23 protein-coding genes and 2 pseudogenes are annotated in these 22963 nt (G+C 57.1%); 15 read left to right on the forward strand and 10 right to left on the reverse strand.

What is annotated here, in order from left to right:
* The first annotated feature begins 54 nt into the window (after window positions 1-54).
* Window positions 55-1107 carry an MBL fold metallo-hydrolase gene (locus AC1Q64_RS24160; RefSeq protein WP_056642830.1) on the forward strand — a complete coding sequence of 351 codons (1053 nt, stop codon included), beginning with the start codon at window positions 55-57 and terminating at the stop codon, window positions 1105-1107.
* 371 nt (window positions 1108-1478) lie between these two features.
* On the opposite strand, the pseudogene AC1Q64_RS24165 reads toward AC1Q64_RS24160, so the two are convergent.
* Window positions 1479-2153, reverse strand: a pseudogene (locus AC1Q64_RS24165) (DDE-type integrase/transposase/recombinase); the annotation flags it as partial.
* 119 nt (window positions 2154-2272) lie between these two features.
* On the opposite strand from AC1Q64_RS24165, the gene AC1Q64_RS24170 reads away from it, so the two are divergent.
* From AC1Q64_RS24170 to AC1Q64_RS24180, 3 genes are all read left to right on the forward strand, one after another.
* Window positions 2273-2515 carry a hypothetical protein gene (locus tag AC1Q64_RS24170; RefSeq protein WP_056642833.1) on the forward strand — a complete coding sequence of 81 codons (243 nt, stop codon included), beginning with the start codon at window positions 2273-2275 and terminating at the stop codon, window positions 2513-2515.
* Between the two features lie 233 nt (window positions 2516-2748).
* Window positions 2749-3405 (forward strand): site-specific integrase, encoded by a 657-nt coding sequence (locus AC1Q64_RS24175; RefSeq protein ID WP_108499779.1) that lies wholly within the window; start codon window positions 2749-2751, stop codon window positions 3403-3405.
* The gene (locus AC1Q64_RS24180; protein WP_020228498.1) at window positions 3402-3830 is read left to right on the forward strand and encodes a hypothetical protein; all 429 of its coding nucleotides are present in this window, start codon (window positions 3402-3404) and stop codon (window positions 3828-3830) included. The genes AC1Q64_RS24175 and AC1Q64_RS24180 overlap by 4 nt, the downstream gene beginning before the upstream one ends.
* Here the strand turns inward: AC1Q64_RS24180 and AC1Q64_RS24185 are convergent.
* Window positions 3827-4534, reverse strand: a complete 708-nt coding sequence (locus AC1Q64_RS24185; protein ID WP_082564899.1) for an SOS response-associated peptidase — start codon at window positions 4532-4534, stop codon at window positions 3827-3829. The two genes, AC1Q64_RS24180 and AC1Q64_RS24185, sit on opposite strands and share 4 nt — an antisense overlap.
* Window positions 4506-4943, reverse strand: coding sequence for a Cd(II)/Pb(II)-responsive transcriptional regulator (gene cadR, locus AC1Q64_RS24190; RefSeq protein ID WP_020228496.1), 438 nt, complete (start codon window positions 4941-4943; stop codon window positions 4506-4508). The genes AC1Q64_RS24185 and cadR overlap by 29 nt, the downstream gene beginning before the upstream one ends.
* Window positions 4944-5019: 76 nt before the next feature.
* Between cadR and AC1Q64_RS24195 the strand changes: the two genes are divergently transcribed.
* The 6 genes from AC1Q64_RS24195 (at window position 5020) to AC1Q64_RS24220 (ending at window position 8516) form a co-directional block, all read left to right on the forward strand.
* On the forward strand, window positions 5020-6066 hold the full coding sequence (locus AC1Q64_RS24195; protein ID WP_056642836.1) for a cation transporter: 1047 nt from the start codon (window positions 5020-5022) through the stop codon (window positions 6064-6066).
* On the forward strand, window positions 6063-6377 hold the full coding sequence (locus AC1Q64_RS24200; RefSeq protein ID WP_020228494.1) for a DUF3703 domain-containing protein: 315 nt from the start codon (window positions 6063-6065) through the stop codon (window positions 6375-6377). The genes AC1Q64_RS24195 and AC1Q64_RS24200 overlap by 4 nt, the downstream gene beginning before the upstream one ends.
* 113 nt (window positions 6378-6490) lie before the next feature.
* Complete coding sequence (gene lspA, locus AC1Q64_RS24205; RefSeq protein WP_137747719.1) at window positions 6491-6991, forward strand: signal peptidase II; 501 nt, start codon at window positions 6491-6493, stop codon at window positions 6989-6991.
* A gap of 82 nt (window positions 6992-7073) precedes the next feature.
* Window positions 7074-7691 carry a 5' nucleotidase, NT5C type gene (locus tag AC1Q64_RS24210; RefSeq protein ID WP_020228492.1) on the forward strand — a complete coding sequence of 206 codons (618 nt, stop codon included), beginning with the start codon at window positions 7074-7076 and terminating at the stop codon, window positions 7689-7691.
* 22 nt (window positions 7692-7713) lie between these two features.
* A complete protein-coding gene (locus AC1Q64_RS24215; RefSeq protein WP_199227788.1) occupies window positions 7714-7959 on the forward strand; it encodes an SOS response-associated peptidase family protein in 246 nt (81 codons plus the stop codon).
* A 263-nt stretch (window positions 7960-8222) separates the two neighbouring features.
* Window positions 8223-8516 carry an HNH endonuclease gene (locus AC1Q64_RS24220; protein WP_366931137.1) on the forward strand — a complete coding sequence of 98 codons (294 nt, stop codon included), beginning with the start codon at window positions 8223-8225 and terminating at the stop codon, window positions 8514-8516.
* 212 nt (window positions 8517-8728) lie between these two features.
* Here the strand turns inward: AC1Q64_RS24220 and AC1Q64_RS24225 are convergent, their stop codons facing one another.
* Window positions 8729-9763, reverse strand: coding sequence for an IS630 family transposase (locus AC1Q64_RS24225; RefSeq protein ID WP_056642839.1), 1035 nt, complete (start codon window positions 9761-9763; stop codon window positions 8729-8731).
* A 392-nt stretch (window positions 9764-10155) separates the two neighbouring features.
* Between AC1Q64_RS24225 and AC1Q64_RS24230 the strand changes: the two genes are divergently transcribed.
* From AC1Q64_RS24230 to AC1Q64_RS24250, 5 genes are all read left to right on the forward strand, one after another.
* A complete protein-coding gene (locus AC1Q64_RS24230; protein ID WP_056642842.1) occupies window positions 10156-10485 on the forward strand; it encodes a helix-turn-helix domain-containing protein in 330 nt (109 codons plus the stop codon).
* A 215-nt stretch (window positions 10486-10700) separates the two neighbouring features.
* The gene (locus tag AC1Q64_RS24235) at window positions 10701-11705 is read left to right on the forward strand and encodes a CBASS cGAMP-activated phospholipase (RefSeq protein ID WP_056642845.1); all 1005 of its coding nucleotides are present in this window, start codon (window positions 10701-10703) and stop codon (window positions 11703-11705) included.
* A 12-nt stretch (window positions 11706-11717) separates the two neighbouring features.
* Entirely contained in the window at window positions 11718-12887 is a 1170-nt protein-coding gene (locus tag AC1Q64_RS24240) for a CBASS cGAMP synthase (protein WP_056642848.1), read from the forward strand.
* Window positions 12888-12890: 3 nt separating this feature from the next.
* Window positions 12891-14606 carry a ThiF family adenylyltransferase gene (locus tag AC1Q64_RS24245; RefSeq protein WP_056642852.1) on the forward strand — a complete coding sequence of 572 codons (1716 nt, stop codon included), beginning with the start codon at window positions 12891-12893 and terminating at the stop codon, window positions 14604-14606.
* A complete protein-coding gene (locus AC1Q64_RS24250) occupies window positions 14578-15036 on the forward strand; it encodes a Mov34/MPN/PAD-1 family protein (protein WP_158276489.1) in 459 nt (152 codons plus the stop codon). The genes AC1Q64_RS24245 and AC1Q64_RS24250 overlap by 29 nt, the downstream gene beginning before the upstream one ends.
* Before the next feature lie 69 nt (window positions 15037-15105).
* Here the strand turns inward: AC1Q64_RS24250 and AC1Q64_RS24255 are convergent, their stop codons facing one another.
* The 6 genes and pseudogenes from AC1Q64_RS24255 to AC1Q64_RS24280 all read right to left on the reverse strand — a co-directional run.
* A complete protein-coding gene (locus AC1Q64_RS24255) occupies window positions 15106-15672 on the reverse strand; it encodes a Cap15 family cyclic dinucleotide receptor domain-containing protein (RefSeq protein ID WP_156391408.1) in 567 nt (188 codons plus the stop codon).
* Between the two features lie 1058 nt (window positions 15673-16730).
* Window positions 16731-18035, reverse strand: a complete 1305-nt coding sequence (locus AC1Q64_RS24260) for a hypothetical protein (protein ID WP_233250702.1) — start codon at window positions 18033-18035, stop codon at window positions 16731-16733.
* A gap of 84 nt (window positions 18036-18119) precedes the next feature.
* Window positions 18120-18578, reverse strand: a pseudogene (locus AC1Q64_RS24265) (TniQ family protein); the annotation flags it as partial.
* 36 nt (window positions 18579-18614) lie between these two features.
* The gene (locus tag AC1Q64_RS24270) at window positions 18615-20480 is read right to left on the reverse strand and encodes a TnsD family Tn7-like transposition protein (protein WP_082564902.1); all 1866 of its coding nucleotides are present in this window, start codon (window positions 20478-20480) and stop codon (window positions 18615-18617) included.
* A gap of 32 nt (window positions 20481-20512) precedes the next feature.
* Window positions 20513-21907, reverse strand: coding sequence for an ATP-binding protein (locus tag AC1Q64_RS24275; protein ID WP_056642864.1), 1395 nt, complete (start codon window positions 21905-21907; stop codon window positions 20513-20515).
* Window positions 21904-22963, reverse strand: a 1060-nt coding sequence (locus AC1Q64_RS24280) for a hypothetical protein (protein WP_492253026.1), incomplete at its 5' end; no start/stop codon positions are given. The genes AC1Q64_RS24275 and AC1Q64_RS24280, both read right to left, overlap by 4 nt.

Below are 22963 nucleotides of genomic sequence, written 5' to 3' on the forward strand. Positions count from 1 at the left end.
TTGGTCTGATGCACCTAGTGGCTATACCGTCGCTTACCTCATGAAACGATAGCAATGATTGAACTCGCAGCCAATCCACTTATTTATCCATTCAAGCCACCATCGTCACGACACTGGGTCGAGATCGCCCCGGGCGTACGCTGGATCCGACTGTCGATGCCATTCCGACTCGACCACATCAATGTATGGGCCATAGATACCCATGATGGCTGGGTGCTGGTAGATACCGGCCTGAATAACCCCGACACCGTGGCCGACTGGCTGGCCCTCATGGCGCACGGGCCGCTGGCACGGCCACTCCAAGGCGTTTTCGCCACACACATGCACCCAGACCACATCGGCTTGGCTGGTTGGTTCACGCGTCGCTTTGGTGTGCCGCTGCACATGAGCCGGCTGGAGTACCTGACCTGCCGCGTGATGCATGCCGACACGAACCGCGAAGCCCCGCCCGACGGCGTGCTCTTCAATAGATGCGCCGGCTGGTCGGAGGCAGCCATTGAAAGCTACCGCAGTCGCTTCGGCAGCTTTGGTAAACATATCCACGCTCTGCCTGACAGCTACCGACGGTTGCAGGACGGCGACCACGTCCAGTTGGGTAAATATGGCTGGCGGATCATCACCACCGGCGGCCACTCACCAGAACATGCCTCTCTGTACTGCCCCGACTTGAAACTGCTGATCTCCGGCGACCAGGTGCTACCGAAGATTTCGTCGAATGTTTCGGTGTTCGCCAGCGAGCCACAGGCCAATCCGCTGAAGGAGTGGTACGAAGGGCTCGACAAACTAATGAGGGATGTTCCCAACGATGTGTTGGTACTCCCCTCTCACAACGAGCCCTTTTATGGACTGCATGAACGCCTTGACTCGCTCAGGTCAGGCCAAAATAGTGCACTGAATCGGTTACGTCAGACATTGACTACCGGGCCTCAACGGATCATCGATACGTTCGCTGCACTCTTTCATCGCTCCATCGGAGAACAGGATGCGCAGCAACTGAGCCTGGCAACAGGTGAGGCAGTTGCTTGCATAAACTTTCTCATCGCACAGGCCACCATAGAAGTCACGATGGACGAAAACGGGGTCGCGTGGCACTCAACAAGATATTGACATTGAAGTGCCGCCCTACGCTCTATGGTGAATCGACCCGGTTGATCTAGACGCCGTCGAGCCTCGAACCGAAGCCCATTGGCAGGTGCAACGGTGTTTCGGCGGCAATCTGCGGAAATCTGACCGAGAAGTCCCCTGAATTTTTATTCGTTTGAGCGACCGTTTTGAGTCGTTATGCACAGTGCGCCGTTATGAGTAGCCCGGTGGGTGTGAACCGCCCCGGGGCGGTTCACCATGCCCATCCGGGATTGGAAAGCTGCCCTGACCCGATTTACCATTCAGTTCGGAGACCGCATCTCCATCAACTGTATGCGTCCGGCCAACCCATCTTGAATCGGATGAATGGGCTGTGATGCAACCAACATAAACTGCTATGTGTCGCATCCCGGACGATCATAGGGTCGCTTGTGGAACAGGTGCGGGTGCTCCTGATACCAATCCTTCATGGCTTGCATCGGCGTCTTGCTCTTGAGTGCTGACTGCGGCAGCTGGTGGTTGTACAAAACCACATAGCGCAGCAAGGTCTGCTCCATGTCCTCGCGGCTGTTGAACCGGTGGGTCTTGAGCACATCGGCAATGCGGCCATTGAATCGTTCGACCATGCCATTGGTTCTCGGTGTTCTGGGCTTGGTCAACCGGTGTTCGATACTCAGTTCTTGGCACAACTGGTCGAACTCATGGTTGCCGCTGGGCTCGCGCTCCCTGCTGGCAAACAGGCGGTCCGTGAACTCCTTGCCGTTGTCGGTCAGCAGCTTGGTGATCCTGATCGGACAGGCCTTGTGCAATGCCCTCAGAAAGGCCCGTGCACTGGCGGCTGTCTTGTTGGCCTTGAGTTGTACGAACACCCATCGCGTGGCCCGGTCGATGGCCACAAACAGGTAGCGCCGTTGCGATTCGTCCTGCATCTGGGGCAGGTACTTCACGTCCATGTGCACATAGCCAGGCTCGTAGCTCTTGAACGCCTTGTGCACAGGCTGTGGCTCCTGGGGCTTGAGGGCGTTGAGGTTGCCCGCCCCATGGCGGCGCAGGCACCGGTCCAGGCCCGAGTGACCTTGCCCCTGTTTCGTGTAGTTCTTAACCCACGATTCACGCGGCCTTTTTACGCTGTGCCTCGTACCAGCGCTGCTCGTATTTCTTGAGCTGCTTCAGCTGTCGCAGCTACACCGTGGTCGGCACCAGTGAAGACCTGCACCGCCTCTTCAGCTTCTACTGGTTCCTGGAAGCCGAGAGCAGGAACACGAGGTCCCGCGAATGGGCTGAATACTTCACGCTCATACGCACTCAAATTGACCTGTTCACCATGGACAAATTCGATGAGGAACTGGTGACCCAGTCCAGAGAGGCCGCCCGCAGCAAGCCTCTGAAATTCTGGAGTCGGTACCGCATCTCGGGAGGCGCACTTGCCTAGCCACGCACAACCATCGATGGCCCCGGCAACCGCCCCTGACGGCGCGCCAGCTGACCTGGTCGTCAGCTCTGCGCCGGGCCCGGCCGGCGCCACCCAAGTCCTGAGCCGTTACCGCGACGACGTGTGGGAGCTGTGGCCCTACTTCGAGCAGTCGAACCTGACCCCCAGCAGCAAGCGCATCGACTGGGCAAACGTTCCTGAGCAATTCAGGCCCGACACCGCAGATCCGGACCGTGTCCGGCCTGCATTGGGCCGGCCGGATGAAAGGCTTTGCCGCCTACGCCGGCGTTGATTGGCGCCTCTCGCCTCACCAACTGCGCCGGGCGTACGCCTGGACCTTCGTGCGGCATCGCCTGGGAAATGTCCTCTTCCTCAAGGAGCAGTTCAAACACTCGAGCATCGAGATGACGCAGCTGTATGCGGCGAACCCTATGCAAGATGACGCGCTGTTTGAAGACCTGTTCACGGAGATCAGTGCCCGAAAAGTCGAGCTGATCGAAGGCTGGCTCCACGCGGATACGCCCCTGGCGGGGCGCGCCGGCCAGCGAATCGTGAGCATGCGGGCCCACGACTTCCCTAGCCGCGAAACTCTCATCGAGGAGACGGCCGATTGGATCAATATCCGCAGCACCGGCCATTCGTACTGCTTGGCCCAGGATGATGGCTGTGGCGGGGCCGGTCTGTATGAGCCGTGGCGGTGCGGCGCCTGCAATGACTCTGTGATCGACAGTTCCCAGCGGATCGCGTGGCAGGCAATACACGCCCACCAACTGGAGCTCCAAGTGGAGGCCCGCGAGTTGGGACCGGCAGCGGTCCAGCGCGTGCAACGAGACCTCCACCGGGTCGAAGACGTCTTGAAGCAGCTGGGGCCGGGGATCGAACCGCTATGAAAGCCAGATGGGACCGACGCCAGGCGCCCGAAGAGGTTCGCGGGCGCAATCGAGACACAACGACCGCCGATCTGTGGGAGGCTCTGGCACGCCTGCAGCGTGCCGAGGCCGTTCCGACGATCACAGCCCTAGCGGTCGAGGTCGGCGTCACTCCAGCGTTGATTCACAACCGCTACCCGGATGTCGCGAAGGAGGTTCGCCGCCTGAGCGGCCGAGAGCCCGGCGCAAGCGAGGACAGCCTCAAGGCGGCGCTCAAACGCGAACAGGAGACTGCCCGTGATTTGCGCGCCGAGAACTTGGACCTGCGCAAGCAGCTTCAGGCCATGGCCTCGGTGAACGAAGCGCTGCGGCAGGAGGTCAGGATTCTGCATGCGACCGGCCACGCGAAGGTCGTGAGCTTCGTGCCCGGGGCACCGACACGCTAGTCGAATAGGGAAGCTGTTTGAGGAACGGCCTTAGCCGGCGCTCGCTCGACCGGCTCGCCGGTGGCTGCCAGGCGCTCAGGCGGACAAGCCTGCATGAAGTCCATCGAGCCTTCGGCGGGCGCGTCCAGCCAGGCGTCGTACTGGGATTCGTCCAGCAGGACGACCATACGCTTCTCTTCGCCTGGGCGGTGATAGTTGCACATGACGGGATGGGAGTCGGCGTTGACCGTCATGAGCGTGAAGGTATGAACGCGCTCTCCTGCAGGCGAATGCCAAGTGTTCCATAGCCCGGCGATCGCCAAGGGGCTGCCGTCGGCCGCGCTGATACGTGTGGGCACGTGCACGTTCGAGCGCCAGTCTGGCTCGTAGATGGCCTCAGCCGGGACAATGCAGTGCTGGGCCTTCTTCCAAGCGGCCTGGAACGGCCTCGCGGTGGCAACTGTTTCGGAGCGGGCGTTGTACGTCAGCTTCACCTTGCGCATATCGGTGGCCCAGAAAGGGATCAGGCCGAACCGCGCGACAACGGCCTCGCGCTCAGGAACCGCCTCGTCGCCCGATTCGAGCTCGGGCGGGCGCCTCACGATGGGCGCAAAGCGTCCTGGAAAGACATCTCGATCGAGAACATCCAAGCCGCTGTCGCGGATGGCTCGAAAGAATTCGCGCAGCCGCGCTGCGTCAAGAACCGAGTGGTAACGAGCGCACATTCTTTGAATTCTGCTTGGCCGCGCGCTCAAGTCCACCCAGGATGCCGCAGTTGACCGCGGCACGGCCAACCGAGCAGCTGCGGTGCAGTGAGCGCAATTCGGCTTCCAACGCCTTCAGCTCCCGGATGCGGACCACGACCTGCTCGATGTGACTTGCAATCAGCTCATCCACGACGCCGCAATTCTCGGAAGGAGCGTCTTTGAAGTGCAGCAGCGTGCGGATCTCAGCCAGCGTCATGTCCAGGCTGCGGCAGTGCCGAATGAAGGCGAGCCGCTGGGCGTGCTCAGCCGTGTAGCTGCGGTAGTTCCCCTCGGTCCGGGCGGGGGACGGCAGCAGTCCCTCGCGCTCGTAGAAGCGGACCGTTTCGGGAAGCGTATTGGTGGCCTTGGCCAGGTCGCCGATCTTCATGGATGAGCCGCCCTTGCAGCGGGCTTGACTTTGTAGTTGCTAGAGGGTTTCCAATTATGCAGTCCGAGGAATACCCATGAGCGCCACCACAAAATTCGAAAGTACCTTTGCCGTTCCGAAGATGGATTGCCCGTCCGAGGAGAACATGATCAAGATGGCCTTGCAAAGCGTCGAAGGCGTGCAGTCGCTCACCTTCGACCTGCCGGGCCGAAAGCTGGTGGCCGTGCATCGCGCGCCGGTCGCCGAGGTGTTGCAGCGTCTCGAACCGCTGGGCTTGGGCGCGAAGCTGGTGCATTCGGCCGCGGTAGACGATAGCGCCGCCGGCAGCTTCAAGAGCACCTTCCATGTCCCGAAGATGGATTGCCCATCGGAAGAGAACATGATCAAGTTGGCCCTGCAAGACGTTCCCGGGGTGAAATCCCTGTCCTTCGACTTGGCCAACCGCAAGCTGACCGCAGTGCATGGCGCTCCGGTGGCGCAGGTCCTGCAACGCCTGGAGCCGTTGGGTCTGGGCGCCAAGCTGCTGGAATCGGACGCGGTCATGGGTGACGACGATGAAATCGACCCGCCTGACAATGCGGCCGAGGCCAGGCTGCTATGGATACTGCTCTCGATCAATGCGGCCATGTTCGTGATCGAGATCGTGATGGGCTTCATCGCTCAATCGACCGGGCTCATCGCCGACTCGCTCGACATGTTCGCCGACGCTGCGGTGTATGGGCTGTCCCTGTTTGCCGTCGGCCGAGCAGCTGCCCTTAAGACGCGTGCGGCTCACACGGCGGGCTGGTTGCAACTGGCGCTTGCGCTCATGGCACTCAGCGAGGTCGTTCGACGCTTCATCGCCGGGAGCGAACCTGTCTCGGGCCTGATGATGGGGATGGGCCTGGTGGCCCTGATCGCCAACGTCATCTGCCTGGTCTTGATATCCAAGAAGCGGGATGCCGGTGCGCACATGAAGGCAAGCTACATCTTCTCGGCCAACGACGTGATCGCCAATGCGGGCGTGATCCTGGCTGGCTTCCTGGTGGCCATGACCGGATCCAACTACCCTGATCTGGTCATCGGCACCGTGGTGGGTCTGATCGTCTTGAACGGTGCCCGGCGCATCCTGAGTCTCAAATGACGAACCTGACAGCCATAGACGATCGGCAGCGCGGGGCAGCATTTGCTCACCTCGTGGAGCGGGCGAGATCCCGAGGACCTGACCGGTGGAAGGTCCTGGAGGCCGCGCACGTGCTTGGCCAAGAGCGCTTCTGGCTTCATCTGCGGAGTCATTGGTACATGCTGGCCCTGGCCGCGCGTGAGCGTGACGTGCGGGAAGCCGCGGGCCAGCTGTTTAGGATCCTGCTGGTGCCGCTTGGCCACCTCTCGGGCAGGCTGCCGCTTGGCAACCCTGGCCGGGCCACGGTCAGTGCCTTCGCGCCAATGCTGTGAGACCGGAACTCGCTGAAATTCTGTCCGCGTCAATAGCACTCACGGCCGAGCACGGTGCGGCAACGCGCTGAATCCAACCACGGCCCTGCGATCTGGTCTAACCAACAAGAACGATGAAGTATGTCAACCGACCAGCTCGCTGGTATTGCCTTGCGCTTGTAGTCTTTGCCGCAGACCAGACTGCCAAGACCTGGATTCATCTGACCACCCTGCTCGGCTGGTCGCGCGAGGTCGCACCGTTCTTCAGCCTGGTCCACGTACTGAACCCCGGCGCGGCCTTCAGCTTCCTGGCCGGCACCGGCGGATGGCAACGCTGGTTCTTCCTGGCCATCGCCCTGGGCGCGTCGGCCTGGCTCGCTTGGCTGCTCGCCAAGCCGGTGCGCAGCCTCGAGGGCTTGGCTTATAGCCTCATCCTGGGCGGCGCCCTGGGCAATGCCTTCGACCGGGCTGTGCGCGGGTCCGTGATTGACTATCTGGACTTCCACCTGCACGGCTGGCACTGGCCGGCATTCAACATCGCCAACATGGCCATCGTTGGTGGCGCCGTTGGTCTCATTGCATCGTCAGTTCTGGGGCACCGCGAGGCAAACACATCCTCTCGAAGGCACACGTAACTGTTGCCGCTTAGCAGTCCCGACAACAAGGGAGCCCCCCAACCCGCGCGTGCAGGCGTGCTCTGCTGTGCGAAACTTCCTGATGACCAAAGGAATCATCGCGCTTGACGCTGACGGAGTCCTCCTGGACTACGGCTTGGCCTATGCCAGCGCTTGGCAGAAGGCGTTCGGCACGTACCCTGGCGAGCGCGATCCGCTCGCCTACTGGCCCATCGACAGATGGGAAGTGGAGCGAGTTGAAGGGGATAGGCTTGATCTGCTTCGGCGGGCCTTCGACAACGAGTTCTGGTCATCGATCCCGCCGGTTCCAGGAGCGATTGAGGCGTGCCACAAGCTCGCCGCGGCGGGCTACGAACTGGTATGCGTCACGGCCTTGCCTGCGGAATTCAGGGCAGCTCGCGAGCACAACCTGAGACTGCACGGATTCCCGATTCACCTGGTCCACGCCACCGACAACGTGGCAACGGCCGCGAGCCCTAAGGCCGACACGCTCAACTCCCTAAAGCCGATCGCCTTCGTCGACGACTACTTGCCGTACTTCGTGGGCGTCGATGCCGCGATCCATCGCGCATTGATTTTGCGTGGGATTACCGGGTCGCCCAACGCGGGCGACCTGTTGGTACACACGGATTCGCATCACGCCGACCTTCTTGCGTTTGCGAATTGGTGGTCGCAGCGCGCTGGTGATAAGTGCCGGTAACAGTTACTGCTGTTGAGAAACCATGATCTCGCAGAACTGCGATGAAGTGCCGGTGCTCAACCTGATGCACAGGCCTGACCCCAAGCGCGCGCCGGACATGCAGGACAAACGTACGGTGGTTCCGCTGGAAAAGGGGGACTGGGACACTTGGCTGCACGGCACCATCGAACGGGCAGAGTCGCTGATCAAGGTGCCACCGGTGGAGCTGTTTGTGCACAGGGCGAAGGATCCGGCGCAGCAAGTCGAGTTACCTGTTGAGTCAGCATGACGCATGCGTGCAACAGCCGGTACTTGCGCCGACTGGACGCAGCGATATAAATTATTGGTTGTCCGGGCTAACGCGAACCCGGCCGCGTCCGGGTTACCTGGCGCATAGCCGAGTGGTGCGATGCCCCGGCGCCCGACCTGTCCGGATATCGGCAACGGGAGTAGCTTCAACACTACCCCTGCTGCCAAATGAACAAGCTGGCCAAACTCCGTATCCAGTCCGCGATCGCCCAACAGGGCTGCTGCTTTTACTGCGGGCTAAAAATGATTGAGCCCACGCTTCCTGAACTTTCGCAATCAAGCGCGCCCACACGGTGGCGTAAGTTCCTTCGGTGCACTGCAGAGCATCTCACTGCGCGCCAACAGCAAGGCCGCGATGTAGCGCCCAACATCGTCGCCGCCTGCTGGTGGTGCAATTCCCGTCGGCACAGGGGACGTGAGGAGAAAGCGCCAGATTCATTGAGATATCGGCAGCGCGTGCAAAGCTTGATGAAAAAGGGGTGCTGGCACCCAGCAGGCAGGCTAGTTGTTGATTTACACGCAAACCATAGCCGGTGAAAATTAACCCAGAATTGCTTATTCAGTTTCAGGCTGATTGCGGCGATCCAAATCAAGGCCATCAGCAACTGCTAGCTGGCTGCACCAGTCACCAGGTGAATCCAACTACTTCCCTGGACGCTTGTTCGCGAGATCTGGCTGGCGCACATGACAGAACTGACCTTGCCCCTGTTTCGTGTAGCTCTTATTGATCCGCCCCCTGTGAACTTGACTCAAGCAGCGTAGCGAACCGGGGCGTGGTCGAAGTACTTTCGAATGCGCTCGGGCTGACGTTGCACGCTGCGCAAGTGTTTGGCCGTGGCCTTCACCAACTGCATCTTCGTGCGCGCCGGGGCCAGCTTGGTCACCGCCTGTTTGATGTCTGCATTGGCCATCTCATCGGGGTTCAACTCCGGGCTGTAGCTCGGTAGGTAGAACACCTCGATGGCGTCAGCGTGCTCTGCCAGCCTGGCCTTGACCGGCTTGGCGTGGTGCACCCGCAGGTTGTCCAGGATCAGGAACAGCTTCCTGCTCTGGCCCTTGATCAGTCGGCGCAGGAAGTCGATCAGAATCGTGGTGTTGAGCGCCCCGTCAAAGCTGCTCCAGCGCATCTGGCCCTTGTTGGTCACGGTGGAGATCACCGACAGGCCATGGCGCTTGTTGTTGACCCGCACCACCGGTGTCTGGCCCTTGGGCGCGAAGCTCCTGCCGCGCACGTCGTCGCTGCGCAGCCCGCTCTCGTCGCCCCAGTGAATCTCGGCTCCTTCAGCCTTGGCGCGTGCGGCGATGACCGGGTAGTCCTCATCGAGCCATTTCTTGACCGCCGCTGGCGACTGCTCGTAAGCCTTCTTCATAGGCTTTTGTGGTGTGAAGCCCCAGCGGGCCAGGTACTTGCCCATGGTGCGCACTTGCAGCCGGATGCCAAAGCGCTGCTCAATGAGTTGGGCCACTGCCGCGCGGGTCCACAGCGCATAGGGCATCTTGAGCTGATCTGGCGTCTTGTCGGCAATGAGCTTTCGCACCAGGGCCTCCTGGTCGGCATCGAGCAAGCGGTTTTCTCCGAACTTGCGTCCGCCAATGGTGTCGTGCAGAGCCTTGGCGCCGTGTGCCGCATGGCGCCTGCAGATGTTGAAGACGCCCGTGCGGCTCAGACCCGTGAGCGCTGCAATCTCGTCGTAGGTATTACCGGCTTTACGCAGTCGGATGACCTGCACGCGGCGCTCGTGCCGCGCTTCGCGGCTCAGCGATCTCATGTCGGTTGCTTGCATGAATCTGAGTTGAGGGCGGTACAGATAATTTCAAATGCACAAAGGCCTGGTCAATAACCCACGGTTCACGCGGCCTTTTTACGCTGTGCCTCGTACCAGCGCTGCTCGTACTGCATCGGGCTGAGGTAAAAACTCCAGTTTTCAGGGGCAACCTCAGTCCAGCAAGTACAGCCTGGGCTGGATTCCATTCAAGGCTCGGGCGTTGCAATACAAGGCTCCAGGAGCTGGATACGGGGCTTGTCCATGGGGATGAGGACGGCGTCGTAATGCATCGCTTTACAGAATCTATAGTTAACTGAATTTTTAGGGCTCATTCTATAGTCTAGTATTCATCGCGAGCGATAGATGGCTATACTTATCTAAAGATTCGTTGTTTTTTCTTTAGTTTACTTATGAAAACCGTTGGTCAGTTCGCTGCTGCACTGTCAGCCGCCAAGCAAGAGCAGGGGGTGACCCTGGCGGCGCTGGCAACCAACACGGGGCTCACGCCACTGGCCGTGCGGCAGATCCTCGATGGCAAAGTCTCCCCGCGCATCAGCAATGCCATGGCGCTGGCGTCCGAGCTGGGCCTTGAGCTGGTTCTGATGCCCAAGACGGCTGCTGCATCGTTCGAATCCAAAGGGGGGGAGCGCACCTTGCTGAGTCCGCTGGAACGGCAGCTGGGAGCGCCATCCATTGGAATCGTGGGTGACCAGAATTCGGAAGTGAAGGAGGGCCGATGAAATACCGCGCGCTGGATGTGTACCTTGGGGAGGGTAGACGCCAGTGGCGCAGCGCGGCAGAAAGCGATCAGCCAAGGCGCAATTAAGCTGTATTTAAAAGCAGGCTGTATGTTTATACTGCGCTACTGGTAGTGTATTGACACTGGTTGATACCCATATATAGTGTTTCATAGCACTCGCCATCGCGGAGTGCTAGAAACAACCAGTTATCCCCAATGCCCCACAATGTGCGCAAGCCCTTTCAGATTCTCGCCCTCTCTGGTGGAGGCTTCCGAGGGCTGTACACCGCAAAAGTCATAGCGGATGTCGAGAAAGAGATCGAAGCGCCGCTTGCATCGCGTTTCGATCTGATCACAGGTACTTCAATCGGTGGGATCCTGGCGTTGGCACTTGCCCTTGAGATTCCGGCGCAAGATATCGTAGACCTGTTTGTCGACCACGGGGAGGAGATTTTCGACAAGCGCTGGTCACTCTTCGGATTCTGGCGGTCGCCTTATTCACCGGAGCCGCTGAAGAAGCTACTGTCTGACTCCAAGCTATTTGGCGACCGGCTCTTGGGTGCATGCAAACACCCTGTCATCATCCCGAGTCTGAATTACTCTACCGGTGAACCGGTAGTTTTCAAGACGCCGCATCATGTCGATTTCAAGCGGGATCGCCATTTCACCATCGTAGACGTCGCGATGGCCACCAGCGCAGCCCCGGCGTACTTCCCAAGACACTGCTTCAACAACAGCCAGTATGTCGATGGCGGCTTATACGCCAATGCCCCCGGGCTCCTTGGTTTGCATGAGGCCCACAAGTTCTTCGGCCAGGACATCGACAACGTCCGCCTGATGGCGGTCGGCACGATGTCGTCGCGCTTCACTGTGGACCCCAGACAAGACCGGCAAGGTGGGGTCCGAGACTGGGGCGGCGGGTGGCCGATCAAGATGTCCCGGCGTCTCTTCGGCCTCTCCATTTCGGCGCAGGAGGTCTTGAGCGATTTCATGCTGACGCACCGCCTGGGAAAACACTACTGCCATGTAGACGACGAACTTCACGACGAACGTGCCCGTGCTGTTGCATTGGACATTGCAGACAAAAACGCCCGCGAAGTTCTGCTGAGCGCAGCTACCCAACGCTCCAAAGTTTGCATCAGCAAGCCGGAATTCCAAACCTTTTTGGAGCATTCGCCCTCCAAACCGATCTTCTTCCACGGCGAGAACGCACGCACCTGAGGCCCAAGAAACATGCTCAAACTCAACCGCCTGCTCTTCGCTACTGCCGAAGAAGTGTTCATCAACAGTATCGAACCTACCAAGGACCAGCGCCGGGTGCTGGTTGAAGCCAAGAACGAGATCCGCGATCACTTGAGGCCACGAATCCGAGAAGCGACGATCAAGGCGCTGGGCATGGACAAGGCCGTCACCCCGCGTTTCCGGACACAAGGCTCGTGGTCGTACCAAACCTGCGTGCAGCCAGCCTGGCATCCGCCCCAGGAAATGGACTGGGACTTCGGTGTCTACCTGCCAGTGTCTGTGTGGGAGGAAAGTGGGCCTCCGCACGCCATGGCCCAGCTCTACTTCAAACTGGTCGAAGGCCTCTTGAAGGATCTTTGCAAAGAAAAGGGCTGGAAGCTGTACAGCGGCAAGGACACATGCATTCGGGTGCAGATAAATGCCTGGGCGCATATCGATATCCCGTTGTACGCGGCGCCGGAAGCACAGTTTGCGCAAATCGTCGAGAAACGCGTGTTCGATGCGGCCGCGAAATCGGACGCACGTGAAGCGCTCGCCGCAGAATTTGCAGAAGAGGATTTCACCCTGCAGCAGTGGGAGGACATGGTCGACATCATGATGGCGACGCGCTCGGGCGAATGGAAACCGTCGGACCCCGAAGAGGTATCTCGGTGGTTCCTTGACCGTGTCGAGGAGCACACCGAGCAACTGCAGCGCGTGTGCCGTTACCTGAAGGCCTGGCGTGACCTGCACTGGAAGGCCGGCGACGGCCCCACTTCAGTGTGCATCATGATCGCCGTGGCGCAAGCCTTCGAACCCAAGCGTGGGCGCGACGACGTGGCGCTTGAGAGATCCGCACGGGCGTTGTCGATCGCGCTGAAGGGCAACGTGCACGAGCCCGCTATCGCAGAAGGCAAGGAAGATTTCAACAAGCGCCTGGATGCCAATGGCCGCCAACACGCATCGACCCTTGCTGCAACACTGGCTTCCCAGATCCAGGCAGCCAGAATGAAAGCATCGCACTTGGCCGGTGACGCGATCGATATCCTCCGAGCACAGTTGGGCAGCCGCGTGCCCTACCGGACGGACCTGGTTGAGCCGGACAGCGGCGACGACGTCGTCCGGCTGGTCGGCGCAGATCGGGTATCTCGCCCAGTAGTGAATTCGACAAGCGCAGGCTGAGCAATGCCGGAGGCTGCGGCATCGCTCCTTGGCGAGGCGCTCCGGCTGCTGAGGTCGCGCGGCTTCACGCCCAGCGGCTATCGGCGAGGCACGCGGTCATTCGATGGAGCACTTCCGTGTAAGGGCGGGCCGATCAAGGTCAGGCTCAGCGTCACCGACTGGGACTTTCTGACCTACCCCTCGATCAGGATCCTCGATCACCTCGATGTCCTGCCGCCCCTATCGCCGCACGTGTATGCATCGGGAGGTCTGTGCTACTTTGCCTCTGGCGCAGTGGTGTTGGACCGGTTCGATCCGGCAGAATCGATTGCGCAGTGCCTGGACCAGGCGCAACTCGTGCTGGATCGCATCCGGCATGACCCTGATTTCAGGCACGACGACATCCAGGACGAATTCCTGCAGCACTGGTCGCACGGCGAATCCTCCGCCGTCTATTCGGTGCTGATCGGGAACGTTGACCGAACGACCCAGTCGTCGAACTACTGGTTCTTGGACATTGCAGGTGCTTCGCACGCCGTTGTCGCCGACAACAAGGAGGAAGTCGAAGCGCTTGCCTTGGCGTTAGGGGCCCAGCCTCCCAAAGAGACGAAGTGTCCGTGCTGGCTGTTCGCAACTCAGACGCGGCCTGCGGTACCGAAAGCAATCCCGGCGACCATCAAAGAGCTATTCGCGTGGCTCCAGGCATGGGATCACCGGCTGTACCAGCAACTTCAACGCGTGCTCGAACGCGAGACACAGTATCTCAAGTACTCCATCGCAACGTTCGCCATCCACACACCGCTGGGGTGGCTAGGGTTCGGTTTTGATCTGGATCCGCTACATCGGCTTGGCGCTGCCAGGAAGCCTAGGCTCTATCGCCAATTTCTCCACACGAGAGGGGGAACGAGCAAGATCAGTAGGCTGGCGATCACCGAGTTCGGCCCGGACTTCGTCCACAGCCGCAATCTGACGTTCCCCGACCTGAAAGGAAAGAAGATCACCGTAGTCGGCTGCGGTGCCATCGGCTCGCATGTTGCACCGGGTCTCGTGCGGCTGGGCGCCGGCACGGGTGCAGGATGTCTGGACCTTGTGGACTACGATGACATGAAGCCGGAGAACCTTGGCCGGCATGTGCTGGGCTACCCTGCGCTCTTCAAGAGCAAAGCCGAAGCATTGGCCGAAGAGCTCAAGCGACAGTTCCCATTCGCAAAAATCCGGGCCCGCGTCCGCAGTGTCAAGGGACTCCCAGACCTCTTCGATGCGGATCTGGTGATTGATGCAACTGGCGAGGAGATTGTGAGCGAGATGATCAACGCCATGCGCCTGGACAAAGGCACTGAAGTACCGGTGCTCCACGTACGGATCCGGGGGAACGGGGAATGCGTCCAGACTTTCTGGGCAGAGGGGCGCCGCCTCGGATGCTTCCGATGCCTGTTGCAGGCTGAGCACAATCACTATCGGCAGGAGCGCTTCCCGGTCCTGAAAGAGCTGCCCACGCGCAAACAACTGGGCTGCAATGGCTTCACGCCGTACGCGGTCAGCGCACCGATGGCTGCGGCGGCGCTGTGCTTGGAAGTTGTAGTCGACTGGCTTCAATACGGACGGGCAAGCCCGCGATTCCGAACCAGCGCGATGGCCAATGCGAACGTCTACGGCGTCAAAAATCAGGACGTCTCTCGATTGGCTGCCTGCCCCGCTTGCGGGCCTCGTGATGCTCAAGCCACTGCCATTCGGCCGTAATGGCGCGATGCTGCTCATTGAGCCGCAATTATTGGAGCGGCTATTGGGCCTCAGGCAGCTGACGGCGTCCGCACCCGAGGCTGGCGGCATTCTGATGGGCTACCGCCGCGGCCCCCACACCCACGTGACAGAAGCTACCTTCCCGACGGCGGCAGATGTTCAGCGGCGTTTCGGATTCTTCCGTCATGCCACACATCACCAGCGGGTGTCGCGGCGTCGTTGGAAAGAAAGCGGCGAGACAATAGACTACGTCGGCGAATGGCACACGCACCCTGAAGACGCCCCCTTGCCATCAGGCGTCGACCTCAAGCACTGGCAGGACATCGCGCAGGGGGTTTCTAAACCGATGGTCTTCTTGATCGTCGGCCGAGTTTCTAACTGGTGCGGAGTCGGTATGGGGGCAGAATTGACATGCGTCTCCGACATGTAGGCCTCAATTCAAATCGCCGACCAATCAAAGATTGCCCCCCTCCAAACGGCTCCATATTGGTGATCGTTTTTACAGCGTGCGTCGGAACTCGAAATGACCGCCGGATTCACGACTGGTGAAATAGTTGCCGCTGAGGCGATCATAGGTGGCGACATCGACGACCAAAGACGCGGCTCCCTGGTAAACCATGTTCTGCCCGGGCGATTGATACTTTTCCCTCACCTCGTAGATGTAGTGGAGCAAGGGCCGCGCGGATTCCGGATCTTTCTTGACTGAAAGCGCTATGGTGCGCGACTCAGATCGTGGGGCATCCATCTCAATAGAAAGCGTGAAAAAATTCTGTTTGATCGACACGGTACCCAGTGCAAGACCAGTTTTTCCATCCTTTACCCAGTCAATGGATGCAGCCCAGGTTCCGTTGAGATCGGGATAGAGCCATTGATTGAGACGGGGCACTTTTTCCCATATCCAGCGCCAACCAACGTAGACGAAGAACAGTAGTCCGAGATCGATCACTACCGCACCGCTAAACACGCGAAGGAAGCTGACCTCAATACCTAGCCGTTCCATTCCAAGCGCCACAAGAAAAGCCAGCAGCGCATACAGTCCAGCTAGCATCGAAATCACTTTTGTCATCGGAAGAAGGCTAAACATCACGCCACCTTTCCGTGCTCAAAAACTATCGGGCCATATTGCTTCGACACAACTCCCGTGCAAATCACGCCCTCAAGGCAAGACCCGAAGGCAGCTGCAAGGTAGCGCCCACCGAACCTCAGTCCGTTCGCAGGAGTCTCCACTTGCGCGGAAATCGCGGGTGAAAAATAGACTGACACCTGGATGAGCGCAAGAGCTGTGTCAACGACGTGAAATCCATCGTGAAAAGGGCTCCCCTCCCGCGAGATATTCATCAAGACTTCAAATGTGGTTTTGTCATGGATGCCCCTTGGCTGTTCACTTCGCATAGGGAGGATTGGTATCGTAGACACGCCATCCCACACAATGACCCCCAGTCCAGAGAACGTTGTGTCAACCTGGGTATGAATCCTATGGAGGAGCGCCTTGAGCTTAGTTTTAGGCTCCATGGACTCTGGGGGCTTAGAAATCATGTGATTGGGTGGGCACGAGTTGCGTGGCGTATTGTCCGCCAGTATCTCCCGCATGCTCGTAGCGAACGCCAGTAGGCTTACGCCACATCTCGTGGTAGATCTGATGTTGGCCGGAGCACAGGAACCATTTTTATACCCAGCAACTTTAACCGGCACCATACCCTGGTCTGGTCAAGTAGACACGGAACGCATGGTCACCTTGCAGTGTACTTTGTGGTCAAGTGCATCTAGCTTCCGCAGCAATATACCTCTGCCGTCACATGCCTCCTGTATGGCCACTAAGACAATTGCTTTTAAAACGGTTGGTCCTGTGGGTAATCGTCAATTTAGTCACTTTTGCTGCATCACTTAATTGATGTCTCACTTTTTAGGTTCAGCCGACGAGTGAATTACGCCCTGTCGTCATAATTTATGTGTTTGATGGTGCTGTAAATGCCGTCGTGGCCCCCTCGAAGTTCTAGGCGCTGAGGAGGTCGGGTTCGTCGGGGGCGGAATATCAGCATCGGCGGCAAGCCGCCTCCGCAGAGCAGTTGAAGGATTTTAGTCAGATGATTATTCGCGATATTTGACTAGAAGATGTCGCTTGTATTAATTCAGAGGTTTTAAGTCGACTCGGTTGAGGCGGTGTAATCGGGCTATCTGCTCTGGGTCTGTGTTAAAAGATTCACGAATTGCTTGACGACTTAATCCGCTTGAAAGCAAATCGATTGCAGAGCGCGCGTGTTCCCTGTTACGGGAAGTCGTGTTGAGCCCTGCCGCTAGCAGAACTGTTGTAGGCGTCATATTTGTCTCTGCAAGAGCTAACGCTTGTGCTGCCCACAGTGCCAATCTACGATCTTTGTCGGCGTTGATTTTGCTTATCATCGTGTGCAGCCTACTGCCGGGTGGGGTTGCTCTGGTAATTGAAGAAACTCCTCTTGATGATAGTTGAGAAAGTCTTGATCTGGTGATCTTATGAGGGCGCCGTTCTATGCGAATCGCCTTCATTAATGCGAATACGAGGTCTCTTTCAATGTCATCTATTTTTGGATTTTTATGTTCTTTTTTTCTGTTGGTGGGAGTGCTCAAATTTTTGGAGGCAGGGATTTTTGCTGATGTAAGTTTGGTGATCGGTTTGAGTGGGGGGGCTGTAAAATCTGATGGGCTTAATTTTGCGGTGCTTATCAGCCAGTTCTGGTCCCTTATAATTGCTCTAAAGAGGGGGCGCGATGCACTGGCGAATATTTTTTTAAAATCTCCATTTTTTTTTAATAGTCGACCTAACTTCTTTCTATCGCTCTCAATCGGCGGCAGTGTTTTCAACTTTGGACACCATCTTTTAATCGAATCTGGATGATGGATCCTCAGGAGCCAGTAGAGTCGAGGGTGAGATCTCTGGAATTTCGTAGCCACCTCGCCTGGGTATGCTTTTGAAAAGTTCAGGAGGACTTCTTCGGCGTGCTTCAAACCGTAGACGTACTTCGGACTCCTTTGCTTGATGTGAATGCCGACAGTTCTATTTTTTGAAATTAATAGTGCGGATTCGTCGAAGGTTAGTCCAGCGGCAGTGAAGAGGGATGCAAAGTCCTCAGCTTTAAACCTCCCCAAATCCAGATTGAGTCTGAGATGGCAGTCGCTGCTCGGCGGCGCGATAACGAATTTGTGAGGAGAAATGCTGATTGGCTTACCGTAAACTTTGATAAGAGATTTGATATATCCTGTGGAGAAGTCATGCGGCGATAGTCCAAGAGCTTCGCTGGCGGCGGACTTGACTTGAGCGTGCGACCACAGTGAATTTTTAGAAAAAATTGAATCCGCACAAAATTTACTCAATCGCTTGAAGGCACTGCTTACTGGCGATTTTCTGACCGGCAATGACCGTAGATCCGCGCCGCATTCGCAGACGATGGGCATAGGTCGAAGTACCATTCTGTTAATTGGCACAACAAGCATTTTGCACTTGGGGCATGAAATTCTTAACCATTCTTCATGAACTGTGCATGTCAATGCGGGCTGCATCTGATGAATTCGATGAAGATAGGGCTCACCGTATTTTTTGAAGTCCTCATCAAGACAGGATGGACAGAAACGCACAGCGGGTTGGTGATTGCAAGGAATGAATCCAAGGGACCGAAGTCTCCCACTTCGTGTTCCATACCCCGCTGTCTCTAGGTTCAGCGGTCTCTTGTGAGCCGTGTTGAATACTCGAAAGAATTGACTTGTAGTTAACCTATCGGTGACTTCATTTCCTGGTAGCCCCATTTGATCGGTGATGAATGCTACGACTGCAGGATGAGGCGGGCTTGCCTGATAAATTGAAAGATTGGGACTGAGGTGGGCTACAGAATTTGATATTTTTCGAAAAACACTCTCACCATTGTGAACTACAAATCTTGTGAGAACCGAGCACAGAACTTCGTCTGGGTAAGGGGTGGGAACGTATGGCAGGAATACCATGAAGGGGCTTAGAGAGTTAGTTGGTGCCCAAGACCTTTAGGTGTGCTCGTTGATTCGTCGTTGAGCGTACGCGATAAGGTCCGCAGGCCATATACGAAGGCCTGCAGCACGCTGAATTTTCCATAATTTAATGTCGGACTCTCGTTGCACTAAAAAATCGATTGCGAAGTTAACCCTCCGAATTCTGAACGACTCAGGTGTCTCCGAAAAACGTGATAAGAGCGCCTTAAAGTGGGGTAGTTTGTCGCGGCGCCATTGAGAGGATTGCCCCAGCCCTGAGCAAAGCCGAGCTACTGAGATTCGCATGGGTGGTTCAGCCCTTAATAGCAAGATCATCCTAGTGAGAACTTTCGAGCAGAGCTCCTGATCTCGGGCCGGCCAATTCACCGTACCACGCGTGCTCACCGATTTGCGATATTGCGCATTGGAAGTAAGTAGCCAACTGCGATCATGTCGATAGAGCCAAGCATAGTCAGAAAAGCCCAGAGACCTTGCTTTGGAGATTCCCTCAACGCCAGGCGTTTTTAACACTCCCATCCACCGGTCACGCCGAGACGTTCGTTGTGCCATGAAAAGTGAACGTTGGCGGTGCAGTTTGGTGCCCTTCTCGTACGCTAATTCCCGATATATAGTTTGCACGGAAACCCCATTACGAAGGGCAATAGACTGCAATTCCAAACCTGACAACAAGTCGTGCCCTATCGAAGTTCGAGTTTGGGCGCCGACGAATTTACGACGCTCTTTCACTTCGATTTTTCGCTGTCTACGATACTTGACGATGGTGCCGACACTCTTGCCCGTTTGTTGAGCTATCTGACGGCAGGACAATGACGGGTTGCGTAGGAGATGTTCTATTTCAAGGCCTGGTACTTGTAGGGATTTCTTTGTCTCACCACGAGGAATCGCGTGCGCACTTCCTCGTGTCGCTTCGCGTGAAGACCGCTCTGCGTCAACTGCCAAGCTGAACTCTGCTATGGAGCCAAATAAAAAATCAATCATCAGCAGGTGGCATATCGGATGCAATGAGCGGTCAGGACGCTCAACCAGATCTTCAATCCAGCGCAAAGGACTTCTGGCGGTCTGCAGCAGTCGTGATTGATGCTGAAAGTTAGCGAAGTCGGCAAAGTAGTGCCTCACCTCAGTTGCAACTAATTGGTAGTCGAGGCTTCGACGGCTCGACTGAAAGCCTTTTGCCGACAGGCGGTTTCGATATACGTTGGAGCGATCGGCATTGTTTATCGGCGGTAGTGCTGCCAGCAGGAGATCCGCTGATAGTTGCGCAAATCGGAATTGAAAACCACATTCAGGGGTTATGCATTCCTCGCCGCTAGGAAGGCCTGGATACATTAGGGGTTGGCCAAATAGGCCTTCCTTTGGGACACTTTGTTGTTGCAACTGCAGAGAATGGCGGACGCAGCAGTTCACTCCGGGTAGATGGTGCTGCCGATGCCAGTAGTGGCAGCCGTTCATCTCAATATCTTCGGCTACACATGCGGGGCAAAAGCGGTGTGGCGTGTTGATTCCGAACCGGTTTGCAACGAGACCAAGCCGCAGTTTCAAGTCAAGGGAGTTACTTGAGCGCGAGTCCTCCATTAGTTGTGCATAGCGCTCGTGATCCAAGAACGGCCTGTGATACGGTAGCAGCGTACTGGCTTCCATAAGAGCGGCGAAAGAGTCGTGTGGCAGCGCCCCCGCGTATCGCTCGTTCATGGCATCGAAGTGAGTGGGAAGGGTAAGGCTGGGTGTAACCGTCCTGCCACCAAAAATTTTCCTCACTGCGTCTCGGCCCGTTCCCCACGCATTCAAGATTGCTAACCTGCACAGCCATGAATACAGCAGTTCGTCATGGAGCAGCTCAGGCGTGTAGCAGATAGTTGTTGAAGCGAGGCGAGCGCGGTGCACGTTTGCTAACTCCAGTCAATCAGCAAGTAGTCTCAGCGGGCCAGCGGATCCTCTAAGGGGAGGTCAACCGGCCGAGGCGAGGCCCTTTTTTTGTTCTTTGTCGCAGCGGGACTGGGGGGCACGCTCTCTTCGTGTACATCGTCAAACTCATCGTTTTTTACCCCTTTGGGTCGAGCAGGCTCCTCTGCCCCAAGCAGGGCGCGCATAGCTTTGTACCTAGGACTGAACAGCAGATCGTCAAACATTCGAAGCTTTGCAGGGTTCTTGCTGAGCAAGGCTGCAATTGCCGGTCCAAGAAATGCCATGTCAGTCGCCGCGGTTCGCTGAAACGCAGTAGCGTCGATAATTTCGCGCCCGCCAATCTCATTGTGCTGAGATAGTGTGAACGCGAGCGCCGCGAAGGCCGTATTTCCCGCTGAGGCCGTGTACCAAGCATCAAGGATTTCTTTCGTCAGCTTTGTCTTTGTCTTGACAAACGTATAGTCCCAATACGTATCGCAGAATTCTTCCCACTGAGGGCTATTCCTTGCCATCGGCTCAATTACCAAGCTCCCGAAGGAAGCGAGTTTGCGGGTGTTTCGTACCGCTCCTTCTACGACAGCTTGGACCGCTGGTGTTGCAAGCGCCAACAAGCTAATGCCGAGCCGCTCAATGATTTCACTGAATAGGTTTAGTACAAGCTCCGCATTTTGGGCGCGCGCGCTGCGCAAATTCTGAACTTCATCAACGACAATAAAGCCCAAGGAGACAGCTGTTGCGACTTTGTTCATCAAGTCGACCATGGGCGCAATATTGCGTAGCGCTGCCGCCTTCCGCGAATAGTCGGTTCCTAGCAGTCGGTCGATCTCGTTGAAGAATTGCAGGCACAACGACTTGAGTGTTGCGTCGTGAGGCACTCTGAGAAGAACGTATACGACCTGATGGCATTTCAGATCAGCTCCGTGATAATTCGAGTGGCAAATAACCTGCTTGTATCTCAGCAAAGCTGCAGCTGCGAAAGTAGTCTTGCCTTGCCCGCTAACAGACATCATGAAGTAGCCTTTAGCCGAAGGTTTCCAGTCAGCGGGCATTGGTAGACCATTGGTTCCGGTGGTGGCAATGGCGTGCCTCCTCTGCCGGTCCATCGTAGTCAAAGGGTGGCGCGCTACATAAGTGTCGCGGGCCATCTTGGCCAGGGTGAAGCCAGCCTTTTGATATTCAGGGAAAGGGTAGACGATGTCGTTGATGGTGGACAGCTCCATCAGTCGAACGACCTCGCTACTCCTGCGAAGCGTTGCCGACGGCTTCGCTGGGTAGTGCGCGAGGTTAGTCAGAAAGTCACTTTTGCTTTGCTCCAGAGGCGGCATTGCCTCAATGAACGGATTGCCTGCAAATCGAGAAACTCCTGTATCGTGATACACCGCAGGGAATATCTCAACATCCTTCATCGCTTGCTCCTGTTTAGCTTCACTAGTTCTACCAATCGAGCCTTCTCCTCTCGCTCCACTTCACTCCAGCTTTTCCCAACGGACGCACTGGCCGTGTGCTCTTCGAACTCTGTGTGTGTTTGGGCATGCAACTTGTTTTTGAGTTTTGCGGTTTCTTGATACCTAGCTCGTTGCATATCAACATTAGGTAAACGTTCGGCGGGGGCGCTCTTATGCCGGTTGTTGACAGGCTTGGCCGCCTTTGCGGCAACCCGTACGCGTCGACTTTCATGGTCGGAGCGGGCCCAAAGGCGTGCATTGACAGCCGCGAAGGCCTCCTCCTCGTCAATTGAAATTCCTTCGCTGTCCCTTGCGTCACCAGCGCCCATCACGAAACACGGCCATTCGCCGTGTCTGCTCGCTATCATGATTACCGCTGGCTGCGTCTTGTCGAGTCGGATGTCCAGAGAAGGCCTGTTTCTGGGCGATCGCCTGATGTAGTCGATTGCGGCCTCGTTAGAGGGATGATATGCACGAGTCTTGTAGCGAAGAACACCTCCTGAAATACTCGCTTTATCTGAACTGAGTAACAGTCGGTAATAGTCTTCTTCCGTGTACGGTGCAGACCGAAGTCCCGTTATGTTTTCGAGTCCCCAAACATACGCATTTTTCGGCGTAGGTTCGATGCCGTGTTGTGTAAGGATTTTTCGACGCTTGAGGGCTTGATGGGGACGGTTGTTGTAGTCCTTCACAATTTCGATTAACGCTCGGTACGCATCCGCAAGTGTGTGCACTGCAGCAGCTTCAGCCTTACGTGCGGCCCTTCTTGATTGAGGATCTAAGGGACGGTCTGCGTAAACACCTTTCATCCCCGATGCCGCCATGCGCTGCTTGATAGTGCGGATTAGCCTCTCTACTATTGCTTTGCCGTCTGGGCATAGAGGGGGGAGTGGCGTCAGGTCGATGCGCAGATCATCGACCACGCTTTGCAACATAGATCTGAATCGCCCCGGTTTTTGAGGAGGCTCAACACTCTGAGAGGATTGAGCCATGAAGAAGTCAAACAAGTTTTCACCC

The sequence above is a fragment of the Acidovorax sp. GW835-FHT14G06 genome (assembly GCF_058793595.1).